This window comes from Salmonella sp. WC3, from assembly GCF_042932255.1.
In the GTDB taxonomy this organism is placed as follows: Bacteria; Pseudomonadota; Gammaproteobacteria; order Enterobacterales; family Enterobacteriaceae; genus Salmonella; species Salmonella enterica.
Window position 1 is genome coordinate 4,649,779 of the sequence record NZ_CP170629.1, and the last position, 17,528, is coordinate 4,667,306.

The 17,528-nt window shown below is 53.2% G+C and carries 15 protein-coding genes and 1 pseudogene; 2 read left to right on the forward strand and 14 right to left on the reverse strand.

Features of this window, described 5'->3' with window-relative positions; genetic code table 11:
• Positions 1-120 precede the first annotated feature (120 nt).
• From wecG to trxA, 14 genes and pseudogenes are all read right to left on the reverse strand, one after another.
• Entirely contained in the window at positions 121-861 is a 741-nt protein-coding gene (wecG, locus tag ACFK9X_RS22720; protein ID WP_000183623.1) for a lipopolysaccharide N-acetylmannosaminouronosyltransferase, read from the reverse strand.
• Positions 858-2,216 (reverse strand): ECA oligosaccharide polymerase, encoded by a 1,359-nt coding sequence (wzyE, locus tag ACFK9X_RS22725; RefSeq protein ID WP_000055605.1) that lies wholly within the window; start codon positions 2,214-2,216, stop codon positions 858-860. Before wzyE ends, wecG begins: the two co-directional genes overlap by 4 nt.
• Positions 2,213-3,292 (reverse strand): TDP-N-acetylfucosamine:lipid II N-acetylfucosaminyltransferase, encoded by a 1,080-nt coding sequence (locus tag ACFK9X_RS22730; protein WP_023208486.1) that lies wholly within the window; start codon positions 3,290-3,292, stop codon positions 2,213-2,215. Before ACFK9X_RS22730 ends, wzyE begins: the two co-directional genes overlap by 4 nt.
• On the reverse strand, positions 3,289-4,539 hold the full coding sequence (gene wzxE, locus ACFK9X_RS22735; RefSeq protein ID WP_023201045.1) for a lipid III flippase WzxE: 1,251 nt from the start codon (positions 4,537-4,539) through the stop codon (positions 3,289-3,291). Before wzxE ends, ACFK9X_RS22730 begins: the two co-directional genes overlap by 4 nt.
• A gap of 1 nt (position 4,540) precedes the next feature.
• Positions 4,541-5,671, reverse strand: coding sequence for a dTDP-4-amino-4,6-dideoxygalactose transaminase (rffA, locus tag ACFK9X_RS22740; RefSeq protein ID WP_001749238.1), 1,131 nt, complete (start codon positions 5,669-5,671; stop codon positions 4,541-4,543).
• Positions 5,672-5,675: 4 nt separating this feature from the next.
• Positions 5,676-6,353, reverse strand: a complete 678-nt coding sequence (gene rffC, locus ACFK9X_RS22745) for a dTDP-4-amino-4,6-dideoxy-D-galactose acyltransferase (protein WP_001145154.1) — start codon at positions 6,351-6,353, stop codon at positions 5,676-5,678.
• Positions 6,331-6,495, reverse strand: a pseudogene (locus tag ACFK9X_RS22750) (glucose-1-phosphate thymidylyltransferase); the annotation flags it as partial. The pseudogene ACFK9X_RS22750 and the gene rffC, both read right to left, overlap by 23 nt.
• A gap of 92 nt (positions 6,496-6,587) precedes the next feature.
• Positions 6,588-7,655 carry a dTDP-glucose 4,6-dehydratase gene (gene rffG / locus ACFK9X_RS22755; RefSeq protein ID WP_000822154.1) on the reverse strand — a complete coding sequence of 356 codons (1,068 nt, stop codon included), beginning with the start codon at positions 7,653-7,655 and terminating at the stop codon, positions 6,588-6,590.
• The gene (gene wecC, locus ACFK9X_RS22760; protein ID WP_151117821.1) at positions 7,655-8,917 is read right to left on the reverse strand and encodes a UDP-N-acetyl-D-mannosamine dehydrogenase; all 1,263 of its coding nucleotides are present in this window, start codon (positions 8,915-8,917) and stop codon (positions 7,655-7,657) included. Before wecC ends, rffG begins: the two co-directional genes overlap by 1 nt.
• Entirely contained in the window at positions 8,914-10,044 is a 1,131-nt protein-coding gene (gene wecB, locus ACFK9X_RS22765; RefSeq protein WP_000866685.1) for a non-hydrolyzing UDP-N-acetylglucosamine 2-epimerase, read from the reverse strand. The genes wecC and wecB overlap by 4 nt, the downstream gene beginning before the upstream one ends.
• 55 nt (positions 10,045-10,099) lie before the next feature.
• Positions 10,100-11,146 carry an ECA polysaccharide chain length modulation protein gene (wzzE, locus tag ACFK9X_RS22770; protein ID WP_000193413.1) on the reverse strand — a complete coding sequence of 349 codons (1,047 nt, stop codon included), beginning with the start codon at positions 11,144-11,146 and terminating at the stop codon, positions 10,100-10,102.
• 11 nt (positions 11,147-11,157) lie between these two features.
• The gene (wecA, locus tag ACFK9X_RS22775; protein WP_000771937.1) at positions 11,158-12,261 is read right to left on the reverse strand and encodes a UDP-N-acetylglucosamine--undecaprenyl-phosphate N-acetylglucosaminephosphotransferase; all 1,104 of its coding nucleotides are present in this window, start codon (positions 12,259-12,261) and stop codon (positions 11,158-11,160) included.
• A 229-nt stretch (positions 12,262-12,490) separates the two neighbouring features.
• Positions 12,491-13,750, reverse strand: coding sequence for a transcription termination factor Rho (gene rho / locus ACFK9X_RS22780; protein WP_001054532.1), 1,260 nt, complete (start codon positions 13,748-13,750; stop codon positions 12,491-12,493).
• A 418-nt stretch (positions 13,751-14,168) separates the two neighbouring features.
• Positions 14,169-14,498, reverse strand: a complete 330-nt coding sequence (gene trxA / locus ACFK9X_RS22785) for a thioredoxin TrxA (protein WP_001280776.1) — start codon at positions 14,496-14,498, stop codon at positions 14,169-14,171.
• 143 nt (positions 14,499-14,641) lie between these two features.
• On the opposite strand from trxA, the gene rhlB reads away from it, so the two are divergent.
• Together rhlB and gppA are read left to right on the forward strand one after the other, a co-directional pair.
• Complete coding sequence (gene rhlB, locus ACFK9X_RS22790; RefSeq protein WP_058649116.1) at positions 14,642-15,907, forward strand: ATP-dependent RNA helicase RhlB; 1,266 nt, start codon at positions 14,642-14,644, stop codon at positions 15,905-15,907.
• 136 nt (positions 15,908-16,043) lie between these two features.
• Positions 16,044-17,525: a guanosine-5'-triphosphate,3'-diphosphate diphosphatase gene (gppA, locus tag ACFK9X_RS22795; protein ID WP_001089447.1), complete on the forward strand. Its 1,482-nt coding sequence runs from the start codon at positions 16,044-16,046 to the stop codon at positions 17,523-17,525.
• Positions 17,526-17,528 lie beyond the last annotated feature (3 nt).

Consider the following 17,528-nt stretch of genomic DNA (forward strand, 5'->3'; position numbering starts at 1 on the left):
TGGACAAATGGCAAATGGAGCATTAAAAAAATGCATTTATTGTGTAAGAAATCATCGATTATGTTGTAAATGAGCAGCGCCATAAGCACAATCCGCTGCTCAAGTCATCAGAAGGGAGAATTAGAGATCGCCAGTATAGTGCCAGCGAAGGTAGCGCAGCAGACGCATCTGGCGGGTAATACGCTTCGGTTGCGAAAGCAGACGATACAACCACTCCAGCCCCAGGTTCTGCCATATTTTTGGGGCGCGTTTGACGTGACCGGTAAACACATCATAGGTCCCGCCCACCCCCATATATAACGCATGGGGATGCACTTCCCGACAATCGCGCATGAGTAATTCCTGTTTTGGCGATCCCATCGCGACGGTGACAATTTTCGCGCCGCTGACATGGATACGCGCAAATAGCGCCTGACGCTGCTCCGGCGTAAAGTAACCATCCTGGCTACCCACAATATTGACGTTCCACTGCGTCCGCAGTTTTGCTTCTGTCTGCGCCAGCACCTCAGGCTTGCCGCCGACAAGAAATACCGGTGTGCCTTCTTTCCCCGCGCGCGCCATTAACGCTTCCCAAAGGTCAGCGCCAGCCACACGAGAAACCTGCGCCTGCGGAAATTTTTTACGTATTGAACGCACCACGCTGATGCCATCGGCATATTTAAATTCCGCCGCTGCTATCAACGCGCGGACTTCCGGATTATCTTCCGCCGTCAGCAGCTTTTCGGCGTTGATCGCCACCAACGTGCCTTGCTTCAGTTGACCATCGGCAAACAGATAATTCAGCGCATGTGACATGTCGCGCCAGCCAATCAGAGGTAATCCACGCAGCGAGTAAAGGGGCGCAGCGGCATTATTGGTCATAGTTTTCCTTCCACCTGTGCCTGAGGGAGCGAAGTTGTACGTTTATGAATCAGTCCGGCGCTATCAAATAACCAGAACAGAAGCTTAGCGACCAGCAGGCTGGCGCCAAAAACCACCAGGAAGAAAACCACGCGCGAAACAAACGAATCCAGCCCTTCTCGCGCCAGCACAATCATATTAAAGATGGCGCCAAAGCAGAAACTGTGCAGAATCGCCGCCTTATAGCGATTGGGCTCCCGGTTACCCAGTTCATACAGCCAGTCGAACCATTTGATAATCAGCCCGACGACGATCGCGCCGAGCGGAATAAACAGCGCCCCGCCCATGACCACCAGCGATCCGATAAGCGTTGGCGATATCGCCAGGCCAGAATGGTTGTTCAGGACTTCCCAGGTGAAGTAATTCGCAGAATTCAGCACGATACTGGGTCGTCCCGGCCATAACCAGGTGGGAATAAAGACGTAGAAATCACGCACGATAGGGGCCAGCCCCTGAAAATCGATATTGTGGTAATTTTGCAACAGCAGCGCCAGATTCTCCCACGGCGAAAAGGTATCGCGCGTCAGATAAAGAAACGTATAGAACGCCTCATCGCCGCTCACATTTAATCCGTAGCGTTTGAGCGCCAGCCAGAACATACCGACAATCCCCAGCACGCCCGCCGCTGCCAGCATCCACAGGCTGATCCAGCCCCGAATAATGCCGATAAACAGGAAGATAGCAAACGCAATAATGATGTTAGCGCGCGTGCCGCCGACAATCATGTAGGTCAACAGACCAAACGCGACGGTGCTCACCAGAAAGAACAGCCACGCTTTGCTGTCCTGGCGCAGGAAATAGACCACCAGCATCGCCGGAATGAAGAAATAGAAGAACCGTTTTAACGCCACGCCGGAGACTTCGCTGGAAAAGATCTGGCTGTAGGAGTGCAGCCGGAACAGCAAAAAGCCGTTATGCATAAAGAAAATCGCCACGCTCACCAGCGCGATGCCCATCAGGATCACCCAGGTAAGGTGGGTTTCCACCCGGTTCATGGTAAATAGCGGCTTGCGTGGTACATCCACAACGCGTTTGCGTAAACGCGTTTTATAGGTCACGTAATACACGCCGTAGAAACAGGCGGCGGATAATAGAGCCTGCAATAAGATTTCCGGCGGCGCGACGCCAACGTCGAAACGAAATACCAGCACGCTGGTTAGCGGAAAACCAAAAAAGAAGGTCAACAAAAACAGCAACGAAAAGAAAACGTTGAAGTTAAAACGCACGCGGCGGAATTCAAACCAGGTCAGCGTGGCGATAAACAGCGTAGAGAGCAGCCAGACCACCAGCAGCCCGCTGAATTGCATTAAACTCATTCGGCTTCTCCTGCGGCGATTCTCAACGCATTATGCCACGGTTGCAGGTAGTTGGGGCTAAAGAAGGTGATGCCGCTTTTATCTACCGATGCGAGCTGACGCTGCGCCTCGCGCACGACCTGCTCATTAAGATCGTCCGTGGTAAACAGGACGGGCAGATGCTGTTCCGCCATATCCTGCCAGAAAGGATTGTCGCGATTCAGTACGCACGGGATATCGGCCTGAATTAGCAGACATAACGTCCCGATCCCCTGTTGGCGGGCAAAAATAAAATAACCGAGGTCGCACTGGCGCAACAGCGCAAGATAGGCATCAAATTCCATTTTTTCGCTAAGAATTTGTAAATTTTCGGCGCTAAATAGCGCCAGACCGGCCTGACGAACCTCATCAATATAGGCCTGGTTATTGGCCGGATAGCCCATCGGCACCACCACGTTTACCGTATCGCCAAACTGCTGATACACCGCCCGTAACGCCGCAATATGTTGGTTACTGCGATCGCCGGAGTTCCCTACTAAAATGGTCAATTTTCCCGCACGTTGGCGCTCTTTTGCCATAGCATTCAGGGAAGGATCCATGCGCGTCGGGAAATAGAGCAACTCGCCGCGTACGTCCGGATGCTGGCGCGCAAAATAGCTGAGATCGCCGCGCGTCGCGAATACGCACCCTACTCGCCCCTGCGCGATACGACGAAGCGGGTAGAAAAGGCGGAATTTCAGCCCGTGGGACACTTCGTAGAGATCCGCGCCCCAGATATGCCAGTAAAACTGAGCTGGCTTAATACCGCCGCTTAACAGCGCCAGCCACAGGCTGGTGTTGAACTGACCGTGAAAGAAGAATCTCTGTCGACGATTTGCTTTCGCTTTGGCGATAACCGCCTGCGCCAGCGCTTTCTTACTGCCATAAAAACGAAGCGAGAGCGCCGGGCAGCTTTCCGTGAAGCCGTTATCTTCACCGGCAACCATAAATTCGCGCGCGTGCTCGCTTGTGGCGGCCAGCGTATCATTGAAAAACCGCAGCACGGTGTGGTTATGGTGAGGGATATCCGATCCCAGGACGTGAATCAGTACAGTCATGCTCGCCTACGCCAGAGTAAAAATACGCCGCAACAAAGTGAAAAATAGACAATATAGGTGGCCATATAAGCCTGTGCCGCACCCAGCGCGCCGTGAGCGGGAATCAGCCAGTGAGCGAACGCCGTTAACAGAATGAACTGGCTAATTTCGGCCAGAATGTAAAATCGCAACGACGCTTTGGCAATCACCAGATAACCGAAAACATAGGCGCCGACTTTCAGCACGTCGCCCACTAACTGCCAGGCGAACAGATCGCGCATCGCGGTGAATTTGGCGGAAAAAAGCAGCCAGATAGCAAAATCGCGCAGTAGCCAGACGGTAAAACTCGCCGCCGCAACCGCCGGTAAAACAAATTTCAGCGCTTTTACCACTTCACGCGTAATGTCCTGTTTTTCCGTCAGGCGTGAGAGCGTGGGTAACAGGTAAACGCTGAAGGAGGCGGTGATAAATTGCAGATAGGCGTCAGAAATACTGCTTACGCCCTGCCAGATCCCGACATCGCTCCAGCTATAGTGCGCGGCCAGTTGGTTTCGCATCATCACATAGGCAACCGGCATCGTAACGGAGGTAATCAGCGCCATCAGGGTAAATTTACTGAGCTGCCCTGCCAGACCGTTGTCCCAGGAGGGCTTGAGATAGCGTAGCGGGACGGTGCCGCGCTTAATCAGTATTATACCGGCTGGCACTACCACCAGCGCCGGCACCAGCGCCAGGCCAAGCAGAGCGCCTTCATAGCCGCCGACACGGTAGCAGAGATACCAGGCGGCGACGCCCAAAAAGCTGCCGACAATTAACGATAAGGCATTACCCGACGCGTCACGAAAGCCCTTCATTAGCGCCAGCAGCAGGTTCGCCCAGGCGATCCCCATTTGTACCAGCGCAACCAGACGCACCAGCCCTTGATAGTCCGTATGACCGAACAATCCCTGGCTAATCGGCGCCGCCGCCAGCAAGAAGACCAGCGCCAGCAGCGTAGAGAACCCCAATACCATCGCGGAGGAGGTTCCCACCACGGTACGTAACTGCGCCGGGTTATCATGATGTTGTGCGACAAGTTTGGTAACGCCGTTAAATATCCCGGCGCCAGCCAATACGCCCAGCACGGTAATCATCTGGCGGAAGTTACCCGCTTGTCCGACGCCCGACGGACCAAAAGAGACGGCCAGTAGTTTCACCACCAGCAGTCCGGCGCCAATTTTTACCAGCGTACTGACCGCCGTCCACAGGGAGGCTTTAGCAAGCGACATATCAGGAGAAATAATTTAGCAAGGTAGTAATCACCGTTCGTTGATCGACGGGCGCAAGGTTATAAAACAGCGGCAGACGCAGCAAACGTTCGCTCTCTTTTGTGGTGTAGACATCGTCCCCGATAAACTCGCCGAATTTATCGCCCGCCGGACAATCATGCAGCGGAATGTAATGGAATACCGCCATGATTTCCGCCTCTTTCAGGAAATTAATCAGCGCGCTGCGATCGGCGATATCCCGCAGTTTGATGTAAAACATATGGGCATTATGCCCGCAGTTTTCCGGAATAGAAGGCAGCTCGATACGCCCGGCGCGCGCCAGCGGCGTTAACGCATCGTAGTAAGTCTGCCACAGCGACAGACGCTGTTGATTGATACGATCGGCGGCCTCCAGTTGCGCCCACAGATAGGCAGCCTGCAGATCGGACATCAAATAACTGGAGCCGATATCCCGCCAGGTGTATTTGTCCACCTGACCACGGAAGAACTGGCTACGGTTGGTGCCTTTTTCGCGGATGATCTCCGCGCGTTCAATTAGCGTACGATCGTTGATCAGCGTCGCGCCGCCTTCGCCGCCAGCGGTGTAATTTTTGGTTTCATGGAAGCTAAAACAGCCGATGTGACCGATCGTCCCTAACGCGCGCCCTTTGTACGTGGACATCACACCCTGGGCGGCATCCTCGACAACGAACAGATTATACTTATCCGCCAGCGCCATGATGACGTCCATTTCACAAGCGACGCCAGCGTAGTGTACCGGCACGATAGCACGGGTTTTATCAGTAATCGCCGCCTCAATCAGCGTTTCGTCAATATTCATCGTATCCGGACGAATATCGACAAATACAATTTTCGCGCCACGCAGGACAAAAGCGTTAGCGGTGGAGACAAACGTAAAGCTCGGCATGATCACTTCATCGCCGGGCTGAATATCCAACAACAGAGCCGCCATCTCCAGCGATGCGGTACAGGAAGGCGTCAGCAACACCTTCACGCTGCCGAAATGTTGCTCCAGCCACTGCTGGCAACGACGCGTAAAGCCGCCGTCGCCGCACAGTTTGCCGCTGCTCATTGCAGACTGCATGTATTCGAGTTCGGTTCCCACCACCGGCGGCGCATTAAAAGGAATCATGTTGTCACCTGTATAACCAGTACGCAGTGCTTTCGATGTTGGCACCGCTTTGTATGTAACGTTTAAGCGCGGCGGTGTTGCCCAACTGGGTCGCCACCCGCAATGTTGCTTTGCCGCGACTCTGCGCCCAACAGATCGCCGCCTGCATAAGTTCCGCTCCCGCGCCGCGTCCGGCCAACAGACCGATGCGCGCGTCGGTATCATTCAATTCCCGCAGCGAGACGTAACCGCGGATAGCGCCTGTTTCCGTGCGAAGCACCAGGCATTGGTGATCAAACGTGCCGCGTACCGCATTCTCAATCCACTGGGCGTAAAAACGAGCGCTGGCGTCGGGCGCATACCACGGCGCGCGAAAACGACTCTGCGTAAACGCCTCTCCGGCCAACTGACGCAAAGCAGGAATGTCTTTAAGGTGTGCAATTTCCGCGCCATGCTGGTCGCGATGCCCTTTTACCGGCAACGCAAAATCCACCTCGCCTTCAACCAAAGAGAATCCCAGCGATTGCAACGCCGACAGCCAGGCGATGTTTTCAGCCGGCACTTTTACCTGCACGCGTTGCCACGCCTGCAGCGCTTCTGGCGTTAATTCGGGCGCTGAGGCATCGATACGCACAATGCCGCTATTCACGCCAAAAAACGTATTTTCCCAGAGTAACGGTTCAATACTGGCGCGGACGGGCACGGAGCAACTCCAGTAAATATTGGCCATAGCCGGTTTTTTCAAGCTGACTGGCGGCGCGTTTCAAACCATCATCATCCAGCCAGCCGTTGCGCCAGGCAATCTCCTCCAGACAGGCAATTTTGAAGCCCTGGCGCTTTGATACGCCGCGCGTAATGGAATGCAACCGGGTACCGGAACCTCCCGCCAGAATGATGCCTTTCATTCGTTTCTCCTCCAGGAGTAAGAACCTGTCGTTTAGCGTTTCAGTCCTAAGCGTTCGCCCTGATAACTGCCATCCTGCACGGGTTTCCACCAGGCCTCATTGGCGAGATACCACTGAACGGTTTTTCGCATCCCACTTTCGAAGGTTTCCTGCGGCGTCCAGCCCAGCTCGCGGGCGATTTTCGACGCGTCGATGGCATAGCGTAAGTCATGGCCGGGTCGATCGTCGACGAAGGTAATCAGATCGTGATAATTCGCCACACCCTGCGGTTTTTGCGGGGCCAGTTCCTCCAACAGAGCGCAGATCGTCCTGACCACATCCAGATTTTTACGTTCGTTATGACCGCCGATATTATACGTTTCGCCCACCGCACCGTTCGTCACCACGTGATACAACGCACGGGCATGATCCTCTACATACAGCCAGTCGCGAATTTGCTGACCGTTGCCATAGACCGGCAATGGTTTACCCGCCAGCGCGTTCAGAATCATCAGCGGGATCAGTTTTTCCGGGAAATGGTAGGGCCCGTAGTTATTAGAGCAGTTGGTGACAAGCGTAGGCAGACCGTAGGTACGTAACCAGGCGCGTACCAGATGGTCGCTGCTGGCTTTGGAGGCGGAATAAGGACTGCTTGGCGCATATGGCGTGGTTTCGGTGAAGAAATCGTCTGCAGTATGCAGATCGCCATACACTTCATCGGTGGAGATATGGTGGAAGCGGAACGCCGCTTTAGCGTCCGCGTCAAGCGCGGACCAGTAAGCGCGAGCGGCTTCCAGCAAGGTGTAAGTACCAACTATATTCGTTTCAATAAACGCCGCCGGGCCGTCGATGGAACGGTCTACATGGCTTTCCGCCGCCAGGTGCATCACGCTATTGGGCTGATACTGCTGGAAGACTCGCTCCAGTGATGCCCGATCGCAGATATCCACCTTCTCAAAGGCGAAACGGTCGCTTTGCGTCACCGATGCCAGAGACATCAGGTTGCCCGCATAGGTGAGTTTATCCACCACCACCACCGCGTCTGCCGTTTCATGGATGATATGCCGCACCACCGCAGATCCGATAAAGCCTGCGCCGCCGGTCACCAGAATGCGTTTCATCAGCGCCAGACTCCTTTGGTATCAACCACATAACGTTGATGAACCGCATCGCCGGGAATCGCTTTAAATTCGTCGTGATCGACCAGCATCACCAGCACATCGGCGGCGGTCAGCGCCGCGTCCAGTTTCGCCAGCGTGCAAAGTCCGTCCAATTTTTTCGGCAACTGACGGATATTCGGTTCGACGACCAGGGTTTCGCCGCTGTGCCAGCGGGCGATACTTTGGGCGATCCCCATCGCCGGGCTTTCGCGCAGATCGTCGATATTCGGCTTAAAGGCCAGCCCAAAACAGGCGATTTTCACTTCGCTGGCGCGTTTATCGGTGGCCGCCAGGCAATCTGCGACCGCGGCTTTTACCTGATCGACTACCCAGTGCGGTTTGCCGTCGTTCACTTCACGCGCGGTGTGAATCAGTCTCGCCTGCTGCGGATTTTGCGCCACAATAAACCACGGATCGACCGCAATGCAGTGCCCGCCAACGCCTGGTCCCGGCTGCAAAATATTGACGCGCGGATGGCGGTTCGCCAGGCGGATCAATTCCCAGACGTTAATCCCCTGTTCGGCGCAAATCAGCGACAATTCATTCGCAAAGGCGATATTCACATCACGGAAGCTATTTTCCGTCAGCTTGCACATCTCTGCGGTGCGCGAGTTGGTGACAACGCATTCGCCCTCAAGGAAAATTTTGTACAGCGCGCTGGCGCGAGCCGAACATACTGGCGTCATACCGCCAATCACGCGGTCATTTTTAATAAGTTCCACCATCACCTGACCCGGCAGCACACGCTCCGGACAATAGGCAATATTCACGTCGGCCTGCTCGCCCGCCTGCTGGGGAAAGGTCAGATCCGGGCGCATCCCGGCCAGCCAGCCAGCCATTTGCTCCGTTGCGCCGACCGGCGATGTTGATTCCAGAATCACCAGTGCCCCTTTTTTTAATACCGGCGCAATGGATTTTGCCGCGGCTTCCACATAGGCCATGTCAGGGTCGTGCTCGCCTTTGAATGGCGTCGGCACGGCAATCAGGTACGCATCGGCCTCGACAGGTGTCGTCGTCGCACGCAGAAAGCCACCCTCCACCGCCATCTTCACCACATTGCCCAACGCCGGCTCCACGATGTGAATTTCACCGCGATTTATGGTGTCTATCGCATGTTGGTTGATATCCACGCCGATAACCTGCTTCTGGCGGGAAGCAAAAGCGGCCGCAGTCGGTAATCCGATATACCCCAGCCCAATAACAGAAATGGTCGTAAAACTCATAACGATACCCGATAACTTTTTAACGCCTGTAAAATGCGCGCGCATGATTGCCCGTCACCATAAGGATTATGGGCGCGGCTCATGGTTTGATATTCATTTTCGTCGTGCAGCAGACGCATAACTTCCGCCACAATGCGCCGGGAGTCCGTGCCGATCAGTCTTACCGTACCAGCGGTAATGGCTTCCGGACGCTCTGTGGTTTCACGCATGACCAATACCGGCTTACCTAATGACGGCGCTTCTTCCTGAATACCGCCGGAATCGGTCAGAATGAGCCAGGCGTGATTCATCAGCCAGACAAAAGGTAAGTAGTCCTGCGGCTCAATCAGTACCACGTTTTCAACATGGCCGAGGATACGGTTGACAGGTTCGCTGACGTTGGGATTGAGATGCACCGGATAGACAATTTGCACATTCTGGTTCGCGGCGGCGATTTCCGCCAGCGCCTGGCAGATATGCTCAAAGCCCTGACCAAAGCTTTCACGCCGATGACCGGTCACCAAAATCATCTTCTTATTCGCGTTGAGGAAAGGATACTGCTCGGCCAGTTCAGCCTGTAATGTATCGCTCGTCAGAACGCGATCGCGTACCCAGATCAGCGCGTCGATAACGGTATTGCCAGTGACAAAAATGCGCTCATCCGGAATGTTCTCCCGCAACAGATTCTGCCGCGAGTTTTCCGTCGGCGCAAAGTGGTACATCGCCAGATGTCCGGTCAGCGTGCGGTTTGCCTCTTCCGGCCAGGGGGAATAGAGATCGCCGGTTCGCAACCCGGCTTCTACGTGCCCTACCGGAATTCGTTGATAGAAAGCCGCCAGGCTGGTAGCAATCGTAGTGGTGGTATCGCCATGAACCAGCACCACATCAGGTTTAAAATCTGCCAGGATCGGCTTTAATCCCTCCAGAATTCGGCAGGTAATTTCCGTCAACCCCTGTCCCGGCTGCATAATGTTGAGATCGTAATCAGGCACAATAGAAAAAAGAGTTAATACCTGATCAAGCATCTCCCGATGCTGCGCAGTAACGCATACTTTGGCCTCGAAATGAGGATCTTTTTCCAGCGCATGGACCAGAGGCGCCATCTTAATGGCCTCCGGTCGTGTACCAAATACAGTCAGAACTTTCACATCGATTCTCTTCGAATAGACAGTAGGGGCCCAGCCCCCTACTGCAGAGGTGTTGCTAAATCGTGCGGCGACGGGTTAAGGCAACGCCCGCACCGATTAGCGCCCCAACGATACCCCACATGATCATCAGGAAGGCTCGGCGTGGGCTATCACGTTTTACCGGTTCTTCCGGCGTACGCAAATAACGATAGGTCTGAAAACGAGGGTCCAGGGTCGGCCCCACATTAAGCGTATTCAACATTGCCCGATTTTGAAAGTAGTCCAAATCGAACGCAGGGCCAACCGCTTGCAGATTTTCAAGACGCGCCTGCAACATAGGGCGACCGAGTAAAAAAAGCTCTGAGTCCGGTAATTCATCCGCCGGGACATCCGTCGCGCTACGAGAAATATTATGTTGTTCCGCAATTTTGAGCGCCTGCTCAATACTGTTTACACGACGCGAATAGATCGCTTTCGCAACCTCCTCCTGCCGTTTGACCTGGGCTTTCATCTGCACGGTACGCGCAGCCCAGGCACCTTTTAATTCATCATTCAGATGGCTCGCCGCCCGCTGGCTGGCGAATGCGACATACTGACGCAGCAGATTATTGGCGTCCGGCGCAGTTTCAGCAATCAGCTTCACATTGTCGTTGATGGCGCGTGTAAAATCGCCGGGCGTAAACTGTATGTTATTGATCAGTTCATCAAGCATCGCCGCATCAGCTTTGCTATTCCCGACCATTCGCTGCTTGTAATAGTCCGTCTGTAACCAGAAATCGCGACGCGTATCCCAGGAGGCAAGTTGCATGATGAACTCTTTATACGCTTCATCCATCACCGAGGGCTTATCAGAAGAAGCAGGATCGGTCTTAATATCCAGGTTGCGCAGAAACTGCTGCTGGGAGTAATAACCGCCCAACATATTTACGGTTGGGCGATCGGTGATCGCCGTCGCACTCCACTCCTGACGAGCAAAAAAGGTATAGGCTAACGCGATAAGGGCAAATAGCAGGCCAATGCCGATAATCCAGAATTTGCCAGCCCATAAAGTACGAAACAACCCGCGAATATCCAGTTCATTTTCAGCGCTCACCGCGCGTGCCCCCGGTAATGGTTGTGTCATCGTATCCTCATTTACTTGGTTAAGTTTGGCCGGTTCTCACGTTGCCTGCGCAGGCGACGCTTCACACGCTTAATAAATCTCGCCACCTTCCAGGCCCGCTTAATGCAGTAGCCATAGAGGAAGAATGCTAGCAAAAAGAGCACCAACATAACCCATTCAGGAACAAAATGAGAGTATTCTGCCGTTACGCCTACTCCCGCCAGAATCGCCGCTGCGAGCGTAATAAGAACAAATGCTTGGCGGGAAGTAAACCCTGCTCGCATAACCAAATGATGAATATGTTGGCGATCAGGGGAAAAGGGGCTCATCCCTTTACGCAGACGGCGATACATAATCGCCACCATATCCATCAATGGAATAGCGATAATCCATAGCGCGGTAACCGGGCTGATAGAGTGAGTTTTCCCCTGCGTCGTTTCCAGTAAGAGCCAGATGACGGTAAAGCCAATCAGTGTACTACCGGCATCGCCCATAAAGACTTTGTAACGCCGCCCCAAAATACCGAGATTAAGCATAATGTAAGGCAGAATCGCGGCGATCATGGCAAAGCACCACATTGCCAGACTAGTCTGACCATCAAACCATAAAATCAGCCCCATCGCCGCAAATGAGACGCTGGATAACCCACCCAGCAGGCCGTCAATACCGTCCACCATATTGAAAGCGTTGATCGCCGCCCATACCGCAAACAGAGTAAGGAAATAGCCAAAGGGGCCAAGCACTAACTCCCAAGGCCCAAAGATGTAACCAAGGCTACCTAAGTGAAGTTTTGCGATAACCATCATTACAACCGCAATAACAGCCTGAACCACAGCACGAATTTTTACACTGATATCAAAACGGTCATCCATCGCACCAACAAAAACCAATACACCAGCGCAAATAAGATATAGCGATAAGTGCGGTATGTAGTAATCCGAGAGGCCAAACATAAAGCAGATTCCTGCAAACACAGAAATCCCGCCGACTAATGGGATAACACCCTGATGTCGTTTACGAAAGTTTGGTTTATCCACTAAACCAATTTTTATGGCTACTTTTCGCGCAAGAAAAATAAAAATGGTCGTGAATAAAAAAATACTGATTAGCTCAGATAAAGCGGTGAGTAACTTCACAGTGTATGTGCTCTCAGCATATATCATTTCCTTAAAGTATAATGCGTTACGCCAGCTCCTAGAAGAGACCTGTTAGAACATTACACTTTTTACCGCAAACAATGTGTATTGTGCATGGTGTTACTCTGTAGCGCATATCCCGATGACCAGTTTATATGACATGACGCCAGGATGAATCGCAAAACAAAAACGCCACGTAAAAACGTGGCGTTTTCAGGTAAAGACCAGGTTATGAGCGCTTCATCATCTCGAAAAAGTCGTCATTAGTTTTGGTCATCGCCAGTTTGTTAATGAGGAATTCCATCGCGTCAATTTCACCCATCGGATGGATGATTTTACGCAGGATCCACATTTTCTGCAGCTCTTCCTGAGTGGTGAGCAGCTCTTCTTTACGGGTACCGGAACGGTTGTAGTCGATAGCCGGGAAGACACGTTTTTCAGCGATCTTACGCGAGAGATGCAGCTCCATGTTACCGGTGCCTTTAAACTCTTCGTAGATAACTTCGTCCATCTTGGAACCGGTATCGATTAGCGCCGTCGCGATGATAGTCAGGCTACCGCCCTCTTCCACGTTACGCGCCGCGCCGAAGAAACGCTTCGGACGATGCAGGGCGTTAGCGTCCACACCACCGGTCAATACTTTACCGGAAGCCGGCACCACGGTGTTGTAGGCGCGCGCCAGACGGGTGATGGAGTCGAGCAGGATGATAACGTCTTTCTTGTGTTCAACCAGACGCTTCGCCTTCTCGATAACCATTTCGGCAACCTGAACGTGGCGGGATGCCGGTTCGTCAAAGGTAGAAGCAACCACTTCGCCTTTCACCAGACGCTGCATCTCGGTCACTTCTTCCGGACGTTCGTCAATCAGCAGCACCATCAGCACGCAGTCCGGGTGGTTATACGCGATGCTCTGCGCGATGTTCTGCAGCAGCATGGTTTTACCCGCTTTCGGCGGCGCGACAATCAGACCGCGCTGGCCGCGACCGATCGGCGAAGCCAGATCCAGAACGCGCGCCGTTAAGTCTTCGGTAGAACCGTTACCACGCTCCATACGCAGACGAGAGTTTGCGTGCAGCGGGGTTAAGTTCTCAAAGAGGATTTTGTTACGGGCGTTTTCCGGTTTGTCGTAGTTAACTTCGTTAACTTTCAACAGCGCAAAATAGCGTTCACCTTCTTTCGGCGGGCGAATCTTACCAGAAATGGTATCACCAGTGCGGAGGTTGAAACGGCGGATTTGGCTGGGGGAAACGTAGATATCATCAGGACCGGCGAGGTAGGAGCTGTCTGCAGAACGGAGGAAACCAAATCCATCCTGCAATATCTCCAGCACACCGTCGCCAAAGATATCTTCGCCACTCTTTGCGTGCTGCTTCAGGATGGCAAAAATAATGTCCTGCTTGCGCATACGGGCCAGGTTTTCCAGCCCCATACTTTCGCCGAGAGTGATCAGCTCAGAAACCGGCGTATTCTTTAATTCGGTAAGATTCATAATGGTGTGAGTTCTTAAACTTGGGGTAAATCTCGAACTTAATGTTGTGAATGGTATGGCAGGGTCATCCATGCCTGTTTACGGCTATCAACTCATGTCTGTTCGCTGTCTGGTCACAGGAAAGTACGCAGAACTGAAACAACAAGACGGAATGAGCGAAGAGCCAGGAATCTTTCCACTTCTCGTGCGAGAAAAAACGGGAAGTGACGGATAAAACCAGATTCAAACTTAATAAGGTATGTTTAATTCGAAGTCAATACTAACTTAGCACGACTCAGACCGGGCGTCCAGAGATCCTGACAATTTAAGAATAACGTAAGGACAACAGACGCCACGAAACTGCCTGATACCTTAATCATTCATCGAATGACAGACGCCTGACCATACAGCGCCTTTGTCATTCGACGTATAAAAGGTATTACGCCAGATTGGCGTCGAGAAACTCTTTCAACTGACCTTTAGACAGTGCGCCTACTTTGGTTGCCGCCACTTCGCCGTTTTTAAACAGCAGCAGAGTCGGAATACCGCGGATGCCATATTTAGGCGCAGTACCTGGGTTCTGGTCAATGTTCAGTTTGGCAACGGTCAATTTGCCCTGATATTCGTCAGCGATTTCATCCAGAATCGGAGCGATCATTTTACACGGCCCGCACCACTCTGCCCAGAAATCAACGAGGATAGCCCCGTCCGCTTTGAGTACATCCGTGTCAAAACTGTCGTCAGTCAGGTGAATAATTTTATCGCTCATATATAACTCCACAGGAATAAGCCTGGCGTGTTGGTGTAGCATTAACCAACGAGGTGCTGATGTTAACTTCGCCAACAAAGGTTGACTTTATTTCACCGGATACGCTTTCGTAAAGCAATAGTAAGCTGATATTCTACCACACTATGAGCAAAACACATTTAACAGAACAGAAGTTTTCCGACTTCGCCCTGCACCCACAGGTGGTTGAAGCCATTGAAAAAAAAGGGTTTTATAATTGTACGCCCATTCAGGCACTGGCCCTTCCGCTAACGCTGGCGGGTCGTGACGTTGCAGGGCAGGCGCAAACCGGTACCGGGAAAACGATGGCGTTTCTGACGTCAACGTTTCATTATTTACTTTCTCATCCCGCGATCGACGATCGCAAGGTGAACCAGCCGCGCGCGCTGATCATGGCGCCGACGCGTGAATTAGCCGTACAAATTCACGCAGACGCGGAGCCGCTGGCGCAAGCGACAGGCTTAAAATTAGGCCTGGCTTACGGCGGCGATGGTTACGACAAGCAGCTTAAAGTGCTGGAAAGCGGCGTTGATATTCTTATTGGTACGACGGGCCGACTGATCGACTACGCCAAACAAAACCACATTAACCTCGGCGCCATTCAGGTCGTCGTACTCGATGAAGCCGATCGCATGTACGATTTGGGCTTTATTAAAGATATCCGCTGGCTGTTCCGTCGTATGCCGCCGGCTGCACAGCGTCTGAACATGTTGTTCTCCGCCACCCTGTCTTATCGGGTTCGCGAGCTGGCGTTTGAACAGATGAACAACGCCGAATATGTTGAAGTGGAACCGGAGCAAAAGACCGGCCACCGCATTAAAGAAGAGCTTTTCTACCCCTCTAATGAAGAGAAAATGCGTTTACTGCAAACGCTGATCGAAGAAGAGTGGCCGGATCGCGCCATTATTTTCGCCAACACCAAGCATCGTTGCGAAGATATCTGGGGACATCTGGCGGCAGATGGCCATCGTGTTGGTCTGCTGACCGGCGACGTCGCGCAGAAAAAGCGCCTGCGGATTCTGGATGAGTTCACCCGCGGCGATCTGGATATTCTTGTGGCGACCGATGTCGCGGCGCGCGGGTTGCATATCCCCGCCGTAACGCACGTCTTTAACTACGATCTGCCAGACGATTGTGAAGACTATGTTCACCGTATCGGTCGTACCGGTCGCGCTGGCGCCAGCGGGCATTCCATCAGCCTGGCTTGCGAAGAGTATGCGCTGAATCTGCCCGCCATTGAGAGCTATATCGGCCACTCGATTCCGGTCAGCAAATACAATCCGGAAGCGCTCATGAACGATCTGCCCAAGCCGTTGCGCCTGACGCGTTCGCGTCCTGGCAATGGTCCGCGCCGCGCTGGCGCTCCGCGTAATCGTCGTCGTTCAGGTTAAGAAAAGTTATGCCATACACAAAATCATTTAGCCTGTATCAAGGCGGCAAGAAAACAAATCCCGATGAGCGTACTTTAGTAAATGATTCAGGGGAGTGTACGCAGCCAACACGGATACAGGTTGAAGGATGAAGTGTATGAATTCCACCTCGTTGTATGCCGCCATTGATCTCGGTTCCAATAGTTTTCATATGCTGGTCGTGCGCGAGGCGGCGGGAAGCATCCAGACGCTGACCCGAATAAAACGCAAGGTGCGTCTGGCCGCGGGTCTGAACAACGACAACCACCTTTCAGCCGAAGCGATGGAACGCGGCTGGCAATGCCTGCGTCTGTTTGCTGAACGTTTGCAGGATATCCCGCAGCCGCAAATCCGCGTGGTTGCCACCGCAACATTGCGTCTCGCCGTTAATGCGGGGGAATTTATCGCGAAAGCGCAGACTATCCTTGGTTGTCCGGTGCAGGTTATCAGCGGCGAAGAAGAGGCGCGGCTGATTTATCAGGGAGTCGCTCATACCACCGGCGGCGCAGATCAGCGACTGGTGGTGGATATCGGCGGCGCCAGCACTGAACTGGTTACCGGCACTGGCGCGCAAACCACGTCGCTGTTTAGCCTGTCGATGGGCTGCGTAACGTGGCTTGAACGCTATTTTAGCGATCGTAATCTGGCGCAAGAAAACTTTGATGATGCGGAGAAAGCCGCGCGCGATGTACTGCGTCCGGTCGCCGATGAACTGCGTTTTCATGGCTGGAAGGTCTGCGTGGGTGCCTCCGGCACCGTACAGGCATTGCAGGAAATCATGATGGCGCAGGGGATGGACGAGCGCATTACGCTCGCCAAACTACAGCAGCTGAAACAACGCGCGATACAGTGCGGACGTCTGGAAGAGCTGGAAATCGAAGGCCTGACGCTGGAGCGCGCGCTGGTTTTCCCAAGCGGGCTGGCTATTCTGATCGCCATATTTACCGAGCTGAACATCCAGAGCATGACGCTGGCAGGCGGCGCGTTACGCGAAGGGCTGGTGTATGGGATGTTGCATCTGGCGGTAGATCAGGATATCCGCAGCCGCACGCTGCGAAACATTCAGCGTCGGTTTATCGTCGATACCGATCAGGCAAATCGCGTAGCGAAGCTGGCAGATAACTTCCTCAAACAGGTAGAAAATGCCTGGCATATTGAGCCTATCAGTCGTGAACTGTTGCTTAGCGCTTGCCAGTTGCATGAGATCGGTCTGAGCGTTGATTTTAAACAGGCGCCCTATCATGCCGCCTATTTAGTACGCCATTTGGATCTGCCTGGCTATACGCCCGCGCAGAAAAAATTGCTCGCCACCCTCTTACTGAATCAGACCAATCCGGTCGATCTCTCTTCGCTTCATCAGCAAAACGCGGTACCGCCCCGTGTTGCGGAACAGCTATGCCGTTTGCTGCGACTGGCGATTCTTTTTGCCGGTCGCCGTCGTGACGATCTGGTACCAGAAATTACGCTACAGGCGCTAAATGAAAATCTGACGTTAACCTTGCCTGGCGACTGGCTGGCACATCACCCGCTGGGTAAAGAGTTGATTGATCAGGAAAGCCAGTGGCAAAGCTATGTACACTGGCCGCTGGACGTTCGCTAACCG